Source organism: Nitrobacter sp. (assembly GCF_051535215.1).
GTDB lineage: Bacteria > Pseudomonadota > Alphaproteobacteria > Rhizobiales > Xanthobacteraceae > Nitrobacter.
In genome coordinates this window covers 162,843-180,807 of the sequence record NZ_JBPPLY010000003.1, presented here as the reverse complement: position 1 = coordinate 180,807, position 17,965 = coordinate 162,843, and the positions used below count along the sequence as shown (strand labels likewise).

General features: G+C 62.5%; 14 protein-coding genes. 11 read left to right on the top strand and 3 right to left on the bottom strand.

Annotated elements, in window-relative coordinates; translation table 11 throughout:
- Positions 1 to 83 precede the first annotated feature (83 nt).
- The 6 genes from ACS3WB_RS05250 to ACS3WB_RS05225 all read left to right on the top strand — a co-directional run bounded on the left by ACS3WB_RS05250 (position 84) and on the right by ACS3WB_RS05225 (position 10,992).
- Complete coding sequence (locus ACS3WB_RS05250) at positions 84 to 2,576, top strand: penicillin-binding protein 1A (protein ID WP_438274514.1); 2,493 nt, start codon at positions 84 to 86, stop codon at positions 2,574 to 2,576.
- A 253-nt stretch (positions 2,577 to 2,829) separates the two neighbouring features.
- A protein-coding gene (gene prfB / locus ACS3WB_RS05245) for a peptide chain release factor 2 (protein WP_438274513.1) occupies positions 2,830 to 3,961 on the top strand; the annotation gives its coding sequence in 2 pieces (ribosomal slippage) (positions 2,830 to 2,898 and positions 2,900 to 3,961; 1,131 coding nt in all).
- A 447-nt stretch (positions 3,962 to 4,408) separates the two neighbouring features.
- A complete protein-coding gene (locus ACS3WB_RS05240) occupies positions 4,409 to 5,806 on the top strand; it encodes a TolC family outer membrane protein (protein WP_438274512.1) in 1,398 nt (465 codons plus the stop codon).
- A 277-nt stretch (positions 5,807 to 6,083) separates the two neighbouring features.
- Positions 6,084 to 6,782: a PopZ family protein gene (locus ACS3WB_RS05235; protein ID WP_438274511.1), complete on the top strand. Its 699-nt coding sequence runs from the start codon at positions 6,084 to 6,086 to the stop codon at positions 6,780 to 6,782.
- Positions 6,783 to 6,964: 182 nt separating this feature from the next.
- The gene (locus ACS3WB_RS05230; protein ID WP_438274510.1) at positions 6,965 to 9,829 is read left to right on the top strand and encodes a valine--tRNA ligase; all 2,865 of its coding nucleotides are present in this window, start codon (positions 6,965 to 6,967) and stop codon (positions 9,827 to 9,829) included.
- Positions 9,826 to 10,992, top strand: a complete 1,167-nt coding sequence (locus tag ACS3WB_RS05225; RefSeq protein ID WP_438274509.1) for an MFS transporter — start codon at positions 9,826 to 9,828, stop codon at positions 10,990 to 10,992. Before ACS3WB_RS05230 ends, ACS3WB_RS05225 begins: the two co-directional genes overlap by 4 nt.
- On the opposite strand, the gene ACS3WB_RS05220 is transcribed toward ACS3WB_RS05225, so the two are convergent.
- On the bottom strand, positions 10,973 to 11,593 hold the full coding sequence (locus ACS3WB_RS05220) for a DNA-3-methyladenine glycosylase (protein WP_438274508.1): 621 nt from the start codon (positions 11,591 to 11,593) through the stop codon (positions 10,973 to 10,975). The two genes, ACS3WB_RS05225 and ACS3WB_RS05220, sit on opposite strands and share 20 nt — an antisense overlap.
- Positions 11,594 to 11,721: 128 nt before the next feature.
- Here ACS3WB_RS05220 and lipA point away from each other — a divergent pair, with 128 nt between their 5' ends.
- From lipA to ACS3WB_RS05205, 3 genes are read left to right on the top strand one after another with little or no spacing between them, the layout of a single operon-like run.
- Positions 11,722 to 12,681: a lipoyl synthase gene (gene lipA, locus ACS3WB_RS05215; protein WP_438274507.1), complete on the top strand. Its 960-nt coding sequence runs from the start codon at positions 11,722 to 11,724 to the stop codon at positions 12,679 to 12,681.
- An 11-nt stretch (positions 12,682 to 12,692) separates the two neighbouring features.
- Positions 12,693 to 13,220, top strand: coding sequence for a DNA topology modulation protein (locus ACS3WB_RS05210; RefSeq protein ID WP_438274506.1), 528 nt, complete (start codon positions 12,693 to 12,695; stop codon positions 13,218 to 13,220).
- Positions 13,220 to 13,687 (top strand): type II toxin-antitoxin system RatA family toxin, encoded by a 468-nt coding sequence (locus tag ACS3WB_RS05205; protein WP_438274505.1) that lies wholly within the window; start codon positions 13,220 to 13,222, stop codon positions 13,685 to 13,687. Before ACS3WB_RS05210 ends, ACS3WB_RS05205 begins: the two co-directional genes overlap by 1 nt.
- 12 nt (positions 13,688 to 13,699) lie before the next feature.
- Here ACS3WB_RS05205 and ACS3WB_RS05200 read toward each other — a convergent pair whose 3' ends face one another.
- A complete protein-coding gene (locus tag ACS3WB_RS05200) occupies positions 13,700 to 14,326 on the bottom strand; it encodes a CinA family protein (protein WP_438274504.1) in 627 nt (208 codons plus the stop codon).
- Between the two features lies 1 nt (position 14,327).
- Positions 14,328 to 15,524 (bottom strand): bifunctional 2-C-methyl-D-erythritol 4-phosphate cytidylyltransferase/2-C-methyl-D-erythritol 2,4-cyclodiphosphate synthase, encoded by a 1,197-nt coding sequence (locus ACS3WB_RS05195; protein ID WP_438274503.1) that lies wholly within the window; start codon positions 15,522 to 15,524, stop codon positions 14,328 to 14,330.
- Between the two features lie 224 nt (positions 15,525 to 15,748).
- Between ACS3WB_RS05195 and dusB the strand changes: the two genes are divergently transcribed.
- Both dusB and ACS3WB_RS05185 read left to right on the top strand, forming a co-directional pair.
- On the top strand, positions 15,749 to 16,792 hold the full coding sequence (gene dusB, locus ACS3WB_RS05190; protein WP_438274502.1) for a tRNA dihydrouridine synthase DusB: 1,044 nt from the start codon (positions 15,749 to 15,751) through the stop codon (positions 16,790 to 16,792).
- The gene (locus tag ACS3WB_RS05185; protein WP_438274501.1) at positions 16,789 to 17,961 is read left to right on the top strand and encodes a two-component system sensor histidine kinase NtrB; all 1,173 of its coding nucleotides are present in this window, start codon (positions 16,789 to 16,791) and stop codon (positions 17,959 to 17,961) included. The genes dusB and ACS3WB_RS05185 overlap by 4 nt, the downstream gene beginning before the upstream one ends.
- Positions 17,962 to 17,965 lie beyond the last annotated feature (4 nt).

The following is a 17,965-nucleotide window of genomic DNA, read 5'->3' as shown; positions in this document are numbered from 1 at the left end:
CGAACGCATCAACCGACGGAATCAAGGCTCGCGGACTCGCCGCCATATCGCCCGGCGGCCGGCAACGAAACGGACATTCGATAATGCGCTTGCTGCTGCGATTCGTCGGTTTCCTGTTTGCAGCGGGAACGATCCTGTTCCTGGTCGGCGTCGCAGCGGCGGCAGGGCTGATCTGGCATTTTTCGAAGGACCTGCCGGACTATTCCCAGCTTCAGAATTACGAGCCGCCGGTGATGACACGCGTCCATGCGTCCGACGGTTCGCTGCTCGGTGAATACGCGAAGGAACGCAGGCTTTACCTGCCGATACAGGCGGTGCCGAAGCTGGTCATCAATGCTTTCCTCGCCGCGGAGGACAAGAATTTCTACGAGCACGGCGGCATCGATTATTCCGGCATGGCGCGCGCGGCGTTGCTGTATGCCCAGAATTACGGGTCCAACAAGCGGCCGCAGGGCGCCTCCACGATCACCCAGCAGGTTGCCAAGAACTTCCTGCTGACTAATGAAGTTTCCTTCACCCGCAAGATCAAGGAAGCCTTGCTCGCGATGCGGATCGAGCGGGCCTATTCCAAGGACAAGATCCTCGAACTGTACCTGAACGAGATCTACCTTGGCCTCGGCGCTTACGGCATCGCGGCCGCGTCGCTCGTGTATTTCGATAAATCGGTCAATGAATTGACCGTCGCCGAGGCCGCATATCTCGCGGCCCTGCCCAAGGCGCCCTCGACCCTGCATCCGGTAAAAAATCACGAACGCGCGGTCGAGCGCCGCAACTACGTCATCGACCGGCTGCTGGAGAATGGCTGGATCAAGCAGGCCGACGCCGAGCAGGCCCGCAAGGATCCGCTGATCGTCACCAGCCGCGCCAACGGAGCGCATACCTTTGCCGGCGAATATTTTGCCGAGGAAGTCCGGCGCGACCTGTTTGAGCGCTACGGCGAGAAGAAACTCTACGAAGGGGGGCTGTCGGTCCGCACCACGCTCGACCCGAAATTGCAGGCGGTTGCGCGCAAGACCATGGCCAATGGCCTGGTCAACTATGACGAAGCCCAGGGCTGGCGCGGCGCAATCAGCAAGCTGGATATTTCCGATGACTGGGGCGTGAAACTCGCCGATGTCAAATCGCTGTCCGATATCGCGCCCTGGCGGATGGCGGTGGTCCTGGAGTCCGATGACAAGTCCGCACGGATTGGATTTCAGCCTGGCCGCGAGCTTGGCGGCGCCGTGAGCAAAGAGCGGCAAACCGGCTTGATCACACTCGACGGCGTCAAGTGGGCCAAAGCCCTTTCGGGGCCGGGGCGCGGCCATACGGCGACGAAAGTGTCACAGGTGCTTTCGCCCGGCGACGTCATCTATGCCGATCCGTTGATCGGCAAGGACGGCAAGATCGTCGAGGGTGAATACCGGTTGCGGCAACTGCCCCTCGTGTCGGGCGCGATGGTGGCCATGGATCCCAGGACCGGCCGTGTGCTGGCAATGGTGGGCGGATTCTCGTTCGATCAGAGCCAGTTCAATCGCGCGACGCAGGCCTACCGGCAGCCGGGCTCATCGTTCAAGCCGATCGTCTATTCCTCGGCGCTCGACAACGGCTATACGCCCTCGACCGTCATCGTCGATGCGCCGATCGAAATCGATCAGGGGCAGGGGTCCGGCGTGTGGCGTCCGGAAAACTATTCGAAGGAAAAATACTACGGCCCGCAAACGCTCCGGAATGCGCTGCGGCTCTCGCTCAATACCGTGACGGTCCGGTTGGCGCAGGATATCGGCATGCCTTTGATCGGCGAATATGCCAAGCGCTTCGGGGTTTATGACGAATTGCCGAACTATCTCTCCTACGCGCTTGGGGCCGGCGAAACGACGGTGCTGCGCATGGTGACCGCGTATTCGATGTTCGACAATGGCGGAAGGCGCGTGAAGCCGACCCTGATCGACCGCATTCAGGATCGCTATGGCCATACCATCTACAAGCACGACACGCGCGAGTGCCGCGGTTGCGATGCGCCGGAGGGCTGGAAGAACCAGCCTGAGCCCCAGTTGATCGACCACCGCGAGCGGGTGCTGGACTCGATGACGGCCTATCAGATCACCTCCATGATGGAGGGCGTGGTGCAGGCCGGCACTGCTACCGTCATGCGGGATGTCGGCAAACCGATCGCCGGAAAGACCGGCACCACTAACGACCAGAAGGACGCCTGGTTCATCGGATTCTCGCCGGACCTCGTCGTGGGCGTCTATATGGGCTACGACAAGCCGCGCAATCTCGGCCGTACCGCGACCGGCGGACACTTGGCGGCGCCGATCGCACGCGATTTCATGAAGATCGCACTCGCCGATAAGCCGGCCACGCCGTTCTCTCCCCCTCCCGGCATCAAGCTGGTTCGCGTCGATGCCAAGACCGGCATGCGTGCCGGTCCCGGCGATACCGGCAAGACCATCCTCGAAGCCTTCAAGCCTGGTACGGCGCCGCCCGACAATTATTCCGTGATCGGGGTGGCGGACCCGGACGGACGTCAGCCGCAGTCGCTTCCTGACGCCGATCGCAGCCTGTTCCGGCCCGGAACGGGCGGGCTTTACTAGAGTCTTTTCCGCATCTGATGGGATCAGTGGGACTCTCACGCGAACCGGTCTCCACTTCGCTCAAAACGCTACAGCCCACTGTCGAAAAACCTTTCCGGTCACCGGACGCGGCGCCAGCGGCGCTCCGAAATGACGCCTGTCCGCTTTGCGCGGACGGCGGATCATGCTCTATCGCGATTGCACTTTACCGCCTTCGCGGCTACATCACCTGCGACCATTGAGCGAAGTCGTGAGATGCGGATCAGAGAAGGCCATGCGCGCTGAAATCGAAAGGCTCGTCGAAGAGATCAAGCAGTCGGTCGGGCTGCTGAGGAGGCATCTTTGACGTCGAAGCATCAACCGCGCGCCTTGCTGAACTGAACAAACTCGCCGAGGATCCTGATCTCTGGAACGATCCCCAGAAGGCGCAGAAGCTGATGCAGGAGCGGACCTCGCTGGAGGATTCGCTGACCGGTATCGGCAAGGTCGAGGGCGAACTCGAGGACCAGATCGGGATGATCGAACTCGGCGAGGCCGAGAACGATCAGGCCGTCGTCGAGGAAGCCGAAGCCGCCCTGAAGTCTCTCAAAAAAGAGGTCGCGCGGCGCGAACTCGAGGCACTGCTCTCGGGCGAGGCGGATCGCTTCAACTCCTATCTTGAGGTTCATGCCGGCGCCGGAGGCACCGAGAGCCAGGACTGGGCTGCGATGCTGCTGCGCATGTATACGCGCTGGGCCGAGAATCGCGGTTTCAAGGTCGAGTATCTGGAAGAAACTCCTGGCGAAGAGGCCGGCATCAAGTCGGCGACGATCCAGGTCAGCGGTCACAACGCCTATGGCTGGCTCAAGACCGAGGCAGGCGTGCACCGTCTGGTCAGAATTTCGCCGTTTGATTCCAACGCACGTCGCCACACGTCATTTTCCAGCGTGGCGATCTTCCCGGTGGTGGACGACAGCATCAAGATCGACATCAAGGAATCCGACGTCCGCACCGATACCATGCGCTCCGGCGGTGCTGGCGGCCAGCATGTCAACAAGACCGAATCGGCAGTGCGGCTCACGCACATTCCGACCGGGGTCGCGGTCGTTTGTCAGGCCGGGCGTTCGCAGCACAAGAATCGGGCTCAAGCCTGGGACATGCTGCGAGCGCGACTCTATGAAATCGAACTCAAGAAGCGGGAAGAACAGGCGGCCGCTGATCAGGCGGCCAAGACCGACATCGGTTGGGGCCATCAAATCAGGTCCTACGTCCTGCAGCCCTATCAGATGGTGAAAGACCTCCGGACCGGCGTGCAGACGTCAGATACGTCAGGCGTGCTCGACGGTGACCTCGATGAATTCATGGCGGCGACGCTGGCGCAGAAAGCCTTCGGTATCTCGCCGGGCGCCGTCGAAGATGTGGATTAGCCGATGCCGAGATTGGTCTCGTGCGGTTGGCGGTCGCAGGGGCACGGCGCGGCATATCAGCAGTGTCGCTGCTCATCACGCTTTATCATCTATAGTCAAGGCATGAGATGAACTCCCGTGGCGGGGAGTTATCAAACGCAAATGACATTGAAATCAGGGTGTTGCCTGCGTTCTCCTTGATCTCGGAGGAGTAGGGAAGCCATTAATTTAGCGTCGCGAAAAACCAGGAATTGCAAAGAGAGATTGGTTTAATTTGGCCACAGTTCCAGTCCAGTCCATCAGGTGTGGCCGCGATGCCCCAGCCGGAGAGTTTCGATCGAGATTGCCCGCAAGGGGTTCCGTCTTGCTCTCACGGCGAATATGCTTGTACGGGGACAAATTGGCTTGAGGGGTCCGGCGCTAAGGCAAAGGCGGCCTTGACGCTCGGAAAGAAATGGAACTCGGCGGATGGGTGGTGTGAGACTGCTGAGCGGGGCTGCCGCGCTGGTTGTTGTGACGGCGTGTTCGGGGGTGACGACACCGGTCCTCGCCGACACGATCGAGGCGGCGCTGGTGCGCGCCTACCAGACCAATCCCCAGCTCAACGCACAGCGCGCGTCGGTTCGCGCGACCGACGAAAACGTGCCGCAGGCTCTGTCCGGTTATCGGCCGAAGGTCGCCATAACGGCGAGCGGCGGTTATCAGTATACGGACGCCACGCAAGGCGTGCCGGGAGGCCCGGGGCAAACGCTTCACGGCGCACAGGCACCGGCGGCTGTCGGCGCAACGGTGTCGCAGACCTTGTTCGACGGCTTTCAGACGTCAAACAAGACCCGAGCGGCGGAAGGACAGGTCTCGGCGTCGCGCGAGGGCTTGAGGGTTCTCGAACAAACCGTCCTGCTCGCTGCGGCAACCATCTACATGGACTACCTGCGCGATTCCGCCATCGTGGAAGTCCAGCGCAGCAACGTCCGCGTGCTCGAGGAGACGCTCAAGCAGACGCGTGATCGTTTCAATGTCGGCGAAGTCACCCGCACCGACGTCGCGCAGTCGCAGGCTCAGCTTGCCGCCGGTCGCACCCAGCTTATGACGGCCCAATCCACTCTCACGACGACGCGTTCGAATTTTCGCCGCATCGTCGGCAACGAGCCGGGGCAACTGGCACCGGGGTCGCCAGTTGACCGTTTTCTGCCGGCGTCGCTCGCAGGCGCGGTGGATCTTGGCCTGACCCAAAACCCCAACATCACCGCCGCGATGTACGGCATCGACGTCAGCCACCTGCAGGTCAAGGTAGCCGAGGGCGCACTGTTCCCGACCGTAAGTCTCCAGGCCAACGTGCAGCAGGGCTACGCGCAGCAACTCACAGTCCAGAAGCAGTTCTTTGCATCCGCGATCGCGCAGGTGTCGGTGCCGATCTATCAGGGCGGAGCAGAGTATTCGCTGATCCGCCAGTCAAAGGAAACGCTGGCGCAACAACGGCTCACGCTCGAACAGGTCCGCGATCAGACTCGCGCCAGCGTGGTGCAGGCATGGGGCCAGCTCGAGGCGGGCAAGTCGCAGGTGGTATCGGCGCAGGCGCAGGTTGAAGCCTCCGAAGTCGCGCTCAACGGCATTCGCGAAGAGGCCAAGGCAGGACAGCGCACCACGTTCGATGTGTTGAATGCGCAACAGACGCTCGTCAATGCGCGGGTTGCGCTGGTGACAGCCCAACACGATCGCGTCGTGGCTTCCTACGCCGTGTTGAATGCTGTCGGGCGGCTGTCGCCGCAGGTGCTGAAGCTGAACACCACCATTTACGATCCGAGTGTCCATTATCACCAGGTTCGTGACAGTTGGGTCGGCGTGCGTACGCCGGACGGACAGTGATCATGCGCTGAAGAGCGCGTGTCCACAGCCCTTTGCTTGCAATCAATTGATGCCGTGCCATACCTTTGCATGAGGCCACGAATCGATTCGTGCGATATCGGGGTGCCGATGGGCTTGCTGCGGAGTTCGTGGCGGAGAACATCGGCGTCGATTTGCAGCGCGTGATCCGGAGACAAATCGGGTTTGCGATTGAAATCCGAGGCCGCATTCGGGATCGGGAATTCCTATCGCTTGATGCCAGGACGCTGGTGCGGGCCGCGAAGATTTGGAGTTGGACATGACGCAGCCTGCAAAGGTCCAAGAACCCTCCATGGAGGAGATTCTGGCGTCGATCCGCCGCATCATCGCCGATGACGAAAAGCCCGCGGCGGACGCAAAGACAGCGGTTAAGGATGCAACGGTCGCGAAACCCCAGCCGGTTCCTCCGTCCAAACCGGCCGCGCCTGCAAAGTCGGCTGCCATGACCGCAATTCCTCCAGTGACGATCATGCCGAAGCCGGCTGCCGACAACAGTCAGGACGACATCGATGCGCTGCTCGCAAATCTCGATGCTGCAACCACCGAAGAGGAGGTTCGTCCGGCTCAGGATCCGGTCGAGGAGGTATTTGAACTGACCGACGAGATGGCCGTTCCGTCCCCCGCGCAGGCCGCTTTTCAGAAGGTCGAACCGCAGGACGATCTGGAATTTGAGGAGGCTGCTCCGGCCGGCCGAGCCGGTCCGGGCACCGTCGAACGACCAGCCGCCCACGCGGCGCCGGCCGCGCAAATATTGTCGCATTCGACGGTTTCGGCGGTCGAGACCGCCTTCAACTCGCTCGCCACCACGGTTTTAAGCAACAATGCCCGCACACTTGAGGACCTCGTCAAGGAGATGCTGCGCCCGATGCTGAAGTCCTGGCTCGACGACAACCTGCCGGGACTGGTCGAGCGCATCGTCAAGACCGAAATCGAGCGGGTATCGCGGGGTCGCCCCTAAGCTGTTCCCGGAACCGCCTTTCGGCGGTGACCGCCTGACCTTGAGACCGTCATCCGCCCACCCGAGGCCGGTTTATTCGGCAGTCGTGTTGACTTGGCGCGCGCTGAAAGGCTTTTAGCGGTCAGACGCTCTTCATTTCTGCGAATTTGCCCGAGACGACACCCCAGTGTGATTGCATTGCCATGATCGAAAAGACCTATCAGCCTGCCGACATTGAAAGTCGCATGTCCCGTCTCTGGGAAGAGGCCGACGCGTTCAAGGCCGGACGGGCGGATCGCCGCGACGCTGAACCGTTTACGATCGTCATCCCGCCGCCGAACGTCACCGGCTCGTTGCATATGGGTCACGCGCTCAACAACACGTTGCAGGACGTGTTGTGCCGTTTCGAGCGCATGCGCGGCCGCGACGTGTTGTGGCAGCCCGGCACAGACCACGCCGGCATTGCGACGCAGATGGTGGTGGAACGGCAGTTGATGGAGCGGCAAGAACCCGGCCGCCGCGAGATGGGTCGCGCCCGGTTTCTCGAGCGTGTCTGGCAGTGGAAGGCGGAAAGCGGCGGCGCCATCGTCAACCAGTTGAAGCGCTTGGGCGCCTCATGCGACTGGTCGCGCGAGCGTTTCACCATGGATGAGGGCTTGTCGCGCGCTGTCGCCAAGGTGTTCGTCGAACTGCACCGCGCCGGCCTAATCTACAAGGACAAGCGGCTGGTCAACTGGGATCCGAAGCTGCTCACCGCGATTTCCGATCTCGAGGTCAAGCAGATCGAGGTCAAGGGCAGCCTCTGGCATCTGCGCTACCCGATCGAGGGCAAGAGCTTCAATCCGGACGATCGTTCGACCTATATCGTCGTCGCTACCACGCGGCCTGAGACCATGCTGGGTGACACGGCCGTCGCCGTCCACCCCGAGAACGAGAAACTCGAGCATCTGATCGGCAGCAATGTCGTGCTGCCGCTGGTCGGCCGCATCATCCCGATCATCGGAGATGACTATGCCGATCCGGAAAAAGGCACCGGCGCCGTCAAGATCACTCCGGCGCATGACTTCAATGACTTCGAGGTCGGCAAGCGCCACCGCCTGCCGCAGATCGGCGTGCTCGACCGCGAAGGCCGGCTGGCGCTATCCAATAATGAGGATTATCTGCGCGGTCTGCCCGAAGGCGCATTGATGCTGGCGGAAGAATTCGACGGCATGGATCGCTTCGCCGCGCGCAAGGCGATCGTCGCGCGTCTCGAAGATTTCGGCTTCCTCGACAAGGTCGAGCCGCACGCGCATATGGTGCCGCACGGCGACCGCTCCGGTGCGGTCATCGAACCCTATCTGACGGATCAATGGTACGTTAACGCCAAGCAACTGGCGCAGCCGGCGATTGCGGCCGTGCGCCTGGGCGAAACCACGTTCGTGCCGAAGAACTGGGAGAAGACCTACTTCGAGTGGATGGAGAACATCCAGCCGTGGTGCATCTCGCGCCAACTCTGGTGGGGTCACCAGATTCCGGCCTGGTATGGCCCGGACGGCAAGGTGTTCGTCGCGGAAACAGAGGACGAAGCGATCGGCCATGCGCTCGGCTACTATGTCGAGAAAGGCATCATCACCGCCGAGCAGGGCGCTGCAATGGCGAGCGATCCTGCAAAGCGCGATGGCTTCATAACGCGCGACGAGGACGTGCTCGACACCTGGTTCTCTTCAGCGCTGTGGCCGTTCTCGACGCTCGGCTGGCCTGACGCGACGCCGGAGTTGAAACGCTATTATCCCACCAACGTGCTGGTCACGGGTTTCGACATCATCTTCTTCTGGGTCGCCCGGATGATGATGATGGGTTTCCATTTCATGAAGGAAGCGCCGTTTCCGAAGGTCTATATTCACGCGCTCGTCCGCGACGAGAGCGGTGCAAAGATGTCGAAGTCGAAGGGCAACGTCATCGACCCCCTTCATCTGATCGATAAATACGGCGCCGATGCGCTGCGTTTCACGCTCGCGGCGATGGCGGCGCAGGGCCGCGACATCAAGCTGTCGTCGCAGCGGGTCGAGGGGTATCGCAATTTTGCGACCAAGCTCTGGAACGCCTGCCGCTTCGCGGAAATGAATGAGTGCGCTGTTCCCGCTCAGTTCGATCCGACCGCCGCAAAGGAAACGCTCAACCGATGGATCGTTCACGAGACCGCGCGCGCGACGAGCGAAGTCACCGCGGCCATTGAAGGTTATCGCTTCAACGACGCCGCCGGCGAAATCTACCGCTTCGTCTGGAACGTCTACTGCGATTGGTATCTGGAACTTGCAAAGCCCGTTCTGATCGGCGAGGACGGGCCCGCCAAGTCGGAGACCCGCGCCATGGTCGCGTGGGCGCGCGATGAAATTCTGAAGCTTTTGCATCCGTTCATGCCGTTCATCACCGAGGAGTTGTGGGCGGTGACATCGTCGCGCGCGCAACTGCTGACGCTGTCTCCCTGGCCGGTCAAGGCCGAACTCACCGAACAGCAGCAGGCGTTGCTCGAGGCGGTCGCGTGCGATCCCTATGCCGCGCCTGAGCCGCTTGCCAATCCGTCGAAACCCTATTTCCGCGACGAGGCGGCCGAGGCCGAGATCGGCTGGGTTGTCGATCTCGTCGCCGCCATCCGCTCGGTCCGCGCCGAAATGAATATTCCGCCCGCGACGCTGACGCCGCTGGTGCTCGCGGGCGCATCCGCCGAGAGCAAGGCGCGGGCGCAACGCTGGAGCGAGGTCGTCAAGCGAATGTCCCGGCTCGCGGACATCTCATTCGCAGACCGTGCGCCGGCAGGCGCCGTGCAACTGTTGATCCGCGGCGAAGTCGCTGCGCTTCCGTTGAAAGGCGTCATTGACCTCGCCGCCGAGCGGGCACGGCTGGAGAAGGAAATCGCCAAGGCCGATGCGGACATCATGCGGGTCGACTTGAAGCTCAGCAATGAGAATTTCCTCGCCAACGCGCCTGAAGACATTGTCGAGGACGAAAAGGAAAAGCGCGAAGCAGCAAGCGCGCGCAAGGCGAAATTCGTCGAGGCGCTGGAGCGTCTGAAGGCTGCTGAGTGAGCGCAACGCGGTCGTCGTCGCTGCGACCCTTGAGCCTGCTCTGGCTTAGCGGGGTCGGACTGCGGCTTACGATCCTTGCGGTGCCGCCGGTGCTGGCGGCCATCATTTCGGATCTTGCGCTGTCCGGAACCGAGGTTGGCATTCTCAACGCCATTCCGGTCAGCCTGTTCGCGCTGATCGCGGTCCCAGGATCACTGCTCATCGCTCGCGTCGGCGCCATCAAGGCGCTGGTGGTCGGCCTCCTGGTCGCCAGCGCAGGGTCGGCGCTGCGCGGTTTCGCCATCGATGCGATGACGCTGTTCGCCGCAACCGCGATGATGGCGGCTGGTGTGGCGCTGATGCAACCGGCGCTGCCGCCGCTGGTGCGGCAATGGGTGCCTCACCGGATCGGTTTCGCCACAGCGGTCTACACCAACGGCTTGCTATGCGGGGAAATCTTTCCCGTCGTATTTGCGGCAATCGTCGTCCCCTTGCTGGGAGGCGGGTGGCGCGCGAGCCTCGAACTCTGGTCGTTTGCTTCGGCGGTGATCGCACTGGTCGTCTTCATCGCGCGCCCGGGTGGGGAGGGCGTAGCGGCCCGGCACGGCCGCTGGATGCCGGACTGGCGCGATCCGCTGCTCTGGAAAGTCGGCCTCGTCGCCAGCGCGAACAATCAGCTTTATTTCTGCACGAATGCATTCCTGCCGGGCCTGCTGCTGCAAACCGGCCATACCGACCTGATCGGGCCGGCGCTGTCGGCGCTCAACCTCGGACAGTTGCCGGGATCAATCCTCCTCATGGTCATCGCGAGCCGGCTGGAGCGGCGGAAATGGCCGCTCGTCCTCACCGGCGTTCTCGGCCTGATTGGCGCTGCGGGTGTCGCAACCACCACGAACTTGTGGGGAATCGTAGGCGCGGCGGCGCTGGTCGGCTGCACCTGCGCCGTGGGCCTGACTCTTGTGCTGACACTGCCGGCATTGCTCGTTGCGCCGGAGGACGTGCCCCGCATGTCAGCGGGAATGTTCACGATCGGTTACGGCATTGCGATGCTGATCTCGATCGTCAGCGGAATGGTCTGGGATATCACGGGGAACGCCGCGTTCGCATTCGTGCCGATCGGCCTTGCCGTCGTGCCGATGGTCGTGTTCCCGCTGATGATCGATCTCAGGGCGCAACGTTCCTGAACGGCTTGCTCAGGAATTTCGACCCCTTCAATCCGTATCGCCATGGCAGGTCGACGGCCTTGGTGATGCCGATGCGCACGCCGGTGACGACTTCAAACTTGGCTGTGCGCTGATAGACCGCGATCGGCGGCGCATCGAGCGGCAGCGCGTTGTGCGCAATCGATATCCCGAGCGCCTCGCACAACTTGCCCGGCCCCGAACACAGCAGGCGCTCGTCGTGCAGCCCGCGCCGCCGCCGCATCGCCGGAATGCCATGGGTCGGTTGCAGGGCGCGGATCAAAACGGCGGCTGCGGAGCCGTTCTTTTCGCACACAAAGTTCATGCACCAGTGGATTCCGTAGGAGCGATAGACGTAGGTAAAGCCGGGCGGACCGAACATCACCATATTCCGCGGCGTCGGGCCCCGATGGGAATGCGCCGCCGGCTCCGTATGGTGATAGGCCTCCACCTCGACGATGATGCCGCCGACCCCGTCGACCAGCAGCGTCGCGCCGATCAGGTCGGGCGCGACGTCATGCACGCTGCGCGCGAAAAACGAGGGCTTGAGCGGCTTGCCGAGAATAGGCGGGTTCGGGGTGTCGGATGTCTGGCTCGAAGTCATTTTTCAGGCGGCAATCGGGGGCGGGCGGGGCGCTTTGGGATATGTTACACATCTGACTGATATGGCGAAGCGGGTTGCAGCGCTCCGCCGGGCAGATTACCTAACACCTCCTGTACAACGGATCATTCATGGTCGTCGTCCTCGATACTGTTTCCGCCAATCCTGTCCGGCCCCGCCATCCGGAAAAGGTCAACCGGCCCGATGCGCTGTCGCCGCCGAAACCGGATTGGATCCGCGTGCGTGCGCCGAACACACGCGGCTATGCGGATACGCGCCGGATCGTCAAGGAGAATGGCCTGGTCACGGTCTGCGAGGAGGCGGGCTGCCCGAATATCGGCGAGTGCTGGGACAAAAAGCACGCCACCTTCATGATCATGGGCGACACCTGCACCCGCGCCTGCGCCTTCTGCAACGTCAAGACCGGAATGCCCGGCGCGCTTGAACCGTCCGAACCCGAATATGTGGCCGAAGCGACGCGAAAGCTTGGGCTGGCGCACGTCGTCGTTACTTCTGTCGATCGCGACGATCTCGACGACGGCGGAGCGGAGCATTTTGCGCAGACCATTCGCGCGATCCGCGAGCGCTGTCCCGCGACGACCATCGAAATCCTGACGCCGGATTTTTTGCGCAAGGATGGCGCGCTTGAGAAAGTCGTTGCTGCCAGGCCCGACGTCTTCAACCACAATCTCGAAACCGTGCCGTCGCGCTACCTGACGGTACGGCCCGGCGCGCGCTATTTCCACTCCATCCGTCTTTTGCAGCGAGTGAAGGAGATCGATCCGACGATCTTCACCAAGTCCGGGATCATGGTCGGGCTCGGCGAGGAGCGTCACGAAGTCTTGCAGGTGATGGACGACCTGCGCTCGGCGGACGTCGACTTTCTCACCATCGGGCAATACCTGCAGCCGACCCGCAAACATCATGCCGTGATGCGCTATGTGACGCCGGAAAAGTTTTCCGGCTACGAGACCGTCGCCTACACCAAGGGCTTTCTGATGGTGTCGGCGAGCCCGCTGACGCGCTCGTCGCATCATGCCGGCGAGGATTTTGCCAGGCTGCAGGCCGCGCGCGCCGCGCTGGTGCGCTAGTCGCGCGTTTTATGCAACGCATCCTCGTCATGGGATCGTCAGGGGCCGGCAAATCCACATTCGCGCGCAAACTCGCCGCGATCACGGGTATTCCCGCGATTTCTCTGGACGCCATGTACTGGAAGCCCGGATGGATGCCCTCCGAGGACACCGAATTCGATGCGCGCGTGACCGATGCGGCGAATACGCCGCGCTGGATCATCGACGGCAACTATCTCTCGCATGCCGGCAGCTTGCGGCGGGATCTCGCCGACACTGTGATCTGGTTCGATCTGCCGCGTAGGACCTGTATGATCGGCGTCATGATCAGAATCATGACCAGCTACGGGCGGGTGCGGCCAGAGATGGCGCCGAAGTGTCCGGAAAGGCTCGATGCCGAATTCCTCCATTATGTCTGGACCTTTCGTCGGAAACAGCGGCCACGGTTGGCTGATTTTCTTGAAGCCTTGCGATTCGATCAGACCCTGACGCGCTTCATGCGCCGCTCTGATGCGGATCGTTATCTGCATGATCTTTCCGCATCAGGGAGCCTTCACTGATGCCGACGTTCTCCAGCAAGCGCCGCGTGCGATACAGTTCGGAACAGATGTTCGATCTTGTCGCGGATGTCGAACGCTATCCGGAATTCGTACCGTTGTGTCAGTCGCTGAAGGTGCGGCAGCGGACGTCTGCGCCGGATGGCAAGGAAGTCGTGGTCGCCGATATGACCGTGTCGTTCAAGCTGGTGCGCGAGAGCTTCACGAGCAAGGTGACGCTCGATCGGCCGAACCTCAAAATTCTTGTCGAGTATCTCCGGGGGCCGTTCAGCCATATGGAAAATCGCTGGACCTTCGAGCCGAAGGCGGACCAGTCCTGCGATGTCGGATTCTTCATCAGCTATGATTTCAAAAGCCGGATGCTGGCGATGCTGATGGGTGCGATGTTCGATGCTGCGTTCCAGCGCTTTGCGTCGGCATTCGAAAAGCGCGCAGACGCCGTTTACGGAACACCCCGCACCGCGGGATAATGCAACGTCTGTTCAGCTTGTCTTCGGAGGGGTTTTTCGCGGCCCTGTGGAGTGCCGCCGCTCGCCGGTCCGGCGCAACGGTAGCCGCGCCTTGCGTGGATGCAGGCGACTGGCGCTTTCGCGCCGGACTTTTGCGGGTGGCTTTGGACCACGCGCCAGTTCCATCAGCATCCGCAGGGCCTCAATGACCGAACGTTGTCGCACCGAACTGCGGCCGATCGCGCCGAAGCGGCATTCGCGATGAGTCAGGCGACCGTCCCGCGCTGCGGCCGCGAAATGAACAAGGCCCACGGGCTTGCCCGGCGTCGCGCCTCCTGGTCCTGCGATTCCGGTAATGGCGACGGCCAGATCGGTGTCGGCGCGTTCCAGCGCGCCAATTGCCATGGCGGTTGCGGTTTCCTTGCTGACCGCGCCGAAACTGTCCAGCGTGCTGGCCTTGACGCCCAGCATCGCGCGCTTGGCGTCGTTGGAATAAGTGACGAAACCTCGATCGATCACATCGGAGGAGCCGGGAATATCGGTCAACGCGCCGGCCACCAATCCGCCGGTGCAGGATTCGGCTGTCGCAATGGTAAGCTTGCGCATCCGGCAAAGATCGAGCAGCGAACGCGAGAGCGCGCGAACGTCGCTGCCGCCCATGTCAGGCGCCCCCGCTTTTTTCGTTCCAGGGCAGGCGAATAGTCGCGCTAGCCGTCGCAGCGATTCCTTCCTCGCGTCCGGTGAAACCGAGACGCTCGCTTGTGGTCGCCTTCACGGCCACACGCGAGATCGCGACGCCGGTAATTTCCGCGATGCGTGCCCGCATCGTTTCGCGTAGAGGGCCGATCTTGGGCCGCTCGCAGATCATCGTGACTTCGAGATTGGCGACGCGGCCGCCACGCGCCGCGACGCGTTCGATGGCATACTTCAGAAATTTGTCGGATGCCGCGCCCTTCCATTGCGGATCGCTCGGAGGGAAATGCGATCCGATGTCGCCATCCGCGAGCGCGCCGAGAATGGCATCGACCAGCGCGTGCAGGCCCACGTCGCCATCGGAATGGGCGAGGAAACCGCGATTGTGCGGGACCTTCACGCCGCACAGCATGACGTGATCGCCGTCGCCGAACGCGTGGACGTCGTAGCCGGTGCCGGTCCTGATATCGCCGAGCGCGGCTGCGAGGCGCGCTTCCTCGCGCACGAAATCTTCCGGAGTCGTCAGTTTCATGTTGGCAGCATCGCCTTCAAATGTCGCAACCGTCAATCCCACCCATTCCGCAAGCGCGGCGTCGTCGGTGAAATCGTCGCGGCCCTCGCGCGCGGCGCGGCGATGCGCATCGAGGATCACATCGAAACGGAACGCCTGCGGCGTCTGCGCGATCCGCAACGTCGCGCGATCCGGAGTCGCGTTGACGGCGCCGGACGCATCGACCTGCTTGATGGTGTCGGTCACGGGAATGACGGGCACCGCCGCGCCGGTGATGTTGGCGGCCTCGATCGCACGCCTGATAAGTGCCTGCGTCGCGAATGGCCGGGCGGCATCGTGAATCAGCACGATGTCCGGCGCGTCGACGGCCAGCGCCTCGAGGCCGGCATGGACGGAGGCCTGGCGCGTGGCGCCGCCATTCGCCGGAGGCCGGTAGCGAAACCCGGCGACGGCCTGATTGAACATCTCGGTATCGTCGGGGTTCAGCACCGGCTGGACTGCGAAGACGTCGGGGTGTCCGCAGAACGCCTCCATTGCCCGCGAAATCACGGTCCGTCCGCCGACGGTCCGGTATTGCTTGGGGCCGCCGGCGCCGGCGCGAAGTCCGCGGCCTGCTGCAACAATGATGGCGGCGGTTCGTAGGGAGGTCGGCATTGGAATCGACAGGCACAAATGACGTTGTGGGACGGAAATTCCGTTCAGGTCACTGCCCTTACCATGCTTGGAACAAAATCAGCAGGTTTCCCAATGGGTCGTCCCGGAATATTTGTGTTGCAGCGCACTTGCAACATGCAAGAAATTGGCTAAACTGTAGGCATTAGATATTTTTGCCCAAATAATTGACAATTTCAGGGCGGCTGCAACAGCTTCAAAAGCTTATGACATCCAACCCGATCCGCCCCGCATCAGATCAAAAGCCGCTCATGATCGGGAATATTCCAGTCGCCAGTCGGGTCTTTCTCGCGCCGATGTCGGGCATTACTGACCGGCCGTTCCGCCGTCTTGCGGAATCGCTGGGAGCGGGCCTCGTGGTTTCCGAGATGACTGCCAGCGACGATCTCGTGCGCGGGCGACCGATGTCCGTGCTCCGCTGCGAAGCGACGGAATGCGGACCCCACGTCGTTCAGCTCGCGGGCTGCGAGACGCACTGGATGGCGGAAGGCGCGCGCATCGCCGAGGCAGCGGGCGCCGATATCATCGACATCAACATGGGTTGCCCCGCCCGTCACGTGACAGGCGGCCAATCGGGTTCGGCGCTGATGCGCGATCTCGACCACGCCTTGCGGCTGATCGAGGTGACGGTCGGCGCTGTGAAAGTGCCGGTCACGCTCAAGATGCGGCTCGGGTGGGACGATCGCTCGCTCAATGCGCCGGCGCTCGCACGGCGCGCCGAATCCGCCGGCGTGCAGATGATTACAGTTCACGGCCGCACGCGTTGCCAGTTCTACAAGGGTCGCGCCGACTGGCAGGCGGTGCGGGCGGTGAAACAGGCGGTCCGCATTCCTGTTGTGGTCAACGGCGACATTACCTCGTTCGAAGCGGCCGTCGCGGCGCTGCAGGAATCGACGGCCGATGCCGTCATGGTGGGGCGTGGTGCGCAGGGCCAGCCCTGGATGCCGGGTCAGATCGGACGCCGGTTGGAGACGGGCGTTGCCGAACCGCCGCCGTCGCTCGCGGACCAGTTGGCGTATATCCGCGCGCTTTATGACGATCTGCTTCGGCACTATGGCCTCCGCATCGGGCTTCGTCATGCGCGAAAACATCTCGGCTGGGCACTCGGGATCGCGGCGGCGGACGGAAACGTTTCCACGTCCGTCCTCAACACATGGCGGGAGAAAATTCTGACCGCCGACGATCCAGCCGGCGTGCAACGCTCTCTTGTCGATGCATTCGAGGATTTTGCATGGAGTGCCGCGGCATGACATCGCTTGCGGAGAGTGCGCGGACCGCGCCATCCGACGGCGAGGCTGTTCTCAACGCGCTCCCGAACCCGGTGCTGCTGGTCGCGCCTGATGGCCGGATCGTCGAAGCCAACGCGGCCGCGGAATCTTTCTTTGAAATGTCGGCGCAGTTCCTGCAGCGGCAGCCGCTGAAGGAGGTGGTCCCGTTCGGCAGCCCGCTGCTGACGCTGATCGATCAGGTGCGAAACACCGGCTCGCCGGTGAACGAGTTCAGGGTCGATCTCGGCACGCCGCGGATCGGCCGCGACCGCCAGGTCGATCTGCACGTCGCGCCGCTGACGGAACGGCCCGGCAACGTCGTGGTGATGATTCAGGAGCGCACCATGGCCGACAAGATGGATCGCCAGTTGACCCATCGCAGCGCGGCGCGCTCGGTGACGGCGCTCGCGGCCATGCTCGCGCACGAAATCAAGAACCCACTTTCCGGCATTCGAGGTGCGGCGCAGCTTCTCGAGCAGGGAGCAACGTCGGAAGACCGGATTCTGACCCGCCTGATCTGCGACGAAGCTGACCGCATCGTCACGCTGGTTGACAGCATGGAAGTGTTTGGCGACGAACGGCCGGTGACGCGAGGTCCGGTCAACATTCACTCGGTGCTCGATCATGTCAAACGGCTTGCGCAGTCCGGCTTCGCGCGGAACCTCAGGTTTGCTGAAGATTACGATCCGTCACTGCCGCCGGTTCTCGCCGATCGGGATCAACTGATTCAGGTTTTTTTGAACCTGGTCAAGAATGCCGCGGAAGCCGTTGCCGATCTGGGAGGCGAGGGAGAAATCCAGTTCACGACCGCATTCCGTCCCGGCCTCCGTCTGTCGGTGCCCGGCAACAAGTCACGCGTGTCGCTGCCGCTGGAATTTTGCGTCAAGGACAACGGCGTCGGCGTAGCTGAGGACCTGTTGCCCCACCTGTTCGATCCGTTCGTAACCACAAAGCCGGCCGGAAGCGGGCTCGGACTTGCGCTGGTCGCCAAGATCGTTCGCGATCACGGCGGCATCGTCGAGTGCGAATCCCAACCACGCAAAACCATCTTCCGCATCCTGCTGCCAATGTTCGACACCGGTTCAAAACACGGGCCAGGCGACGATGCTGCCGTGCCGGACATGTCGTCATGTGCCTCACGCGATCCATGAGGAT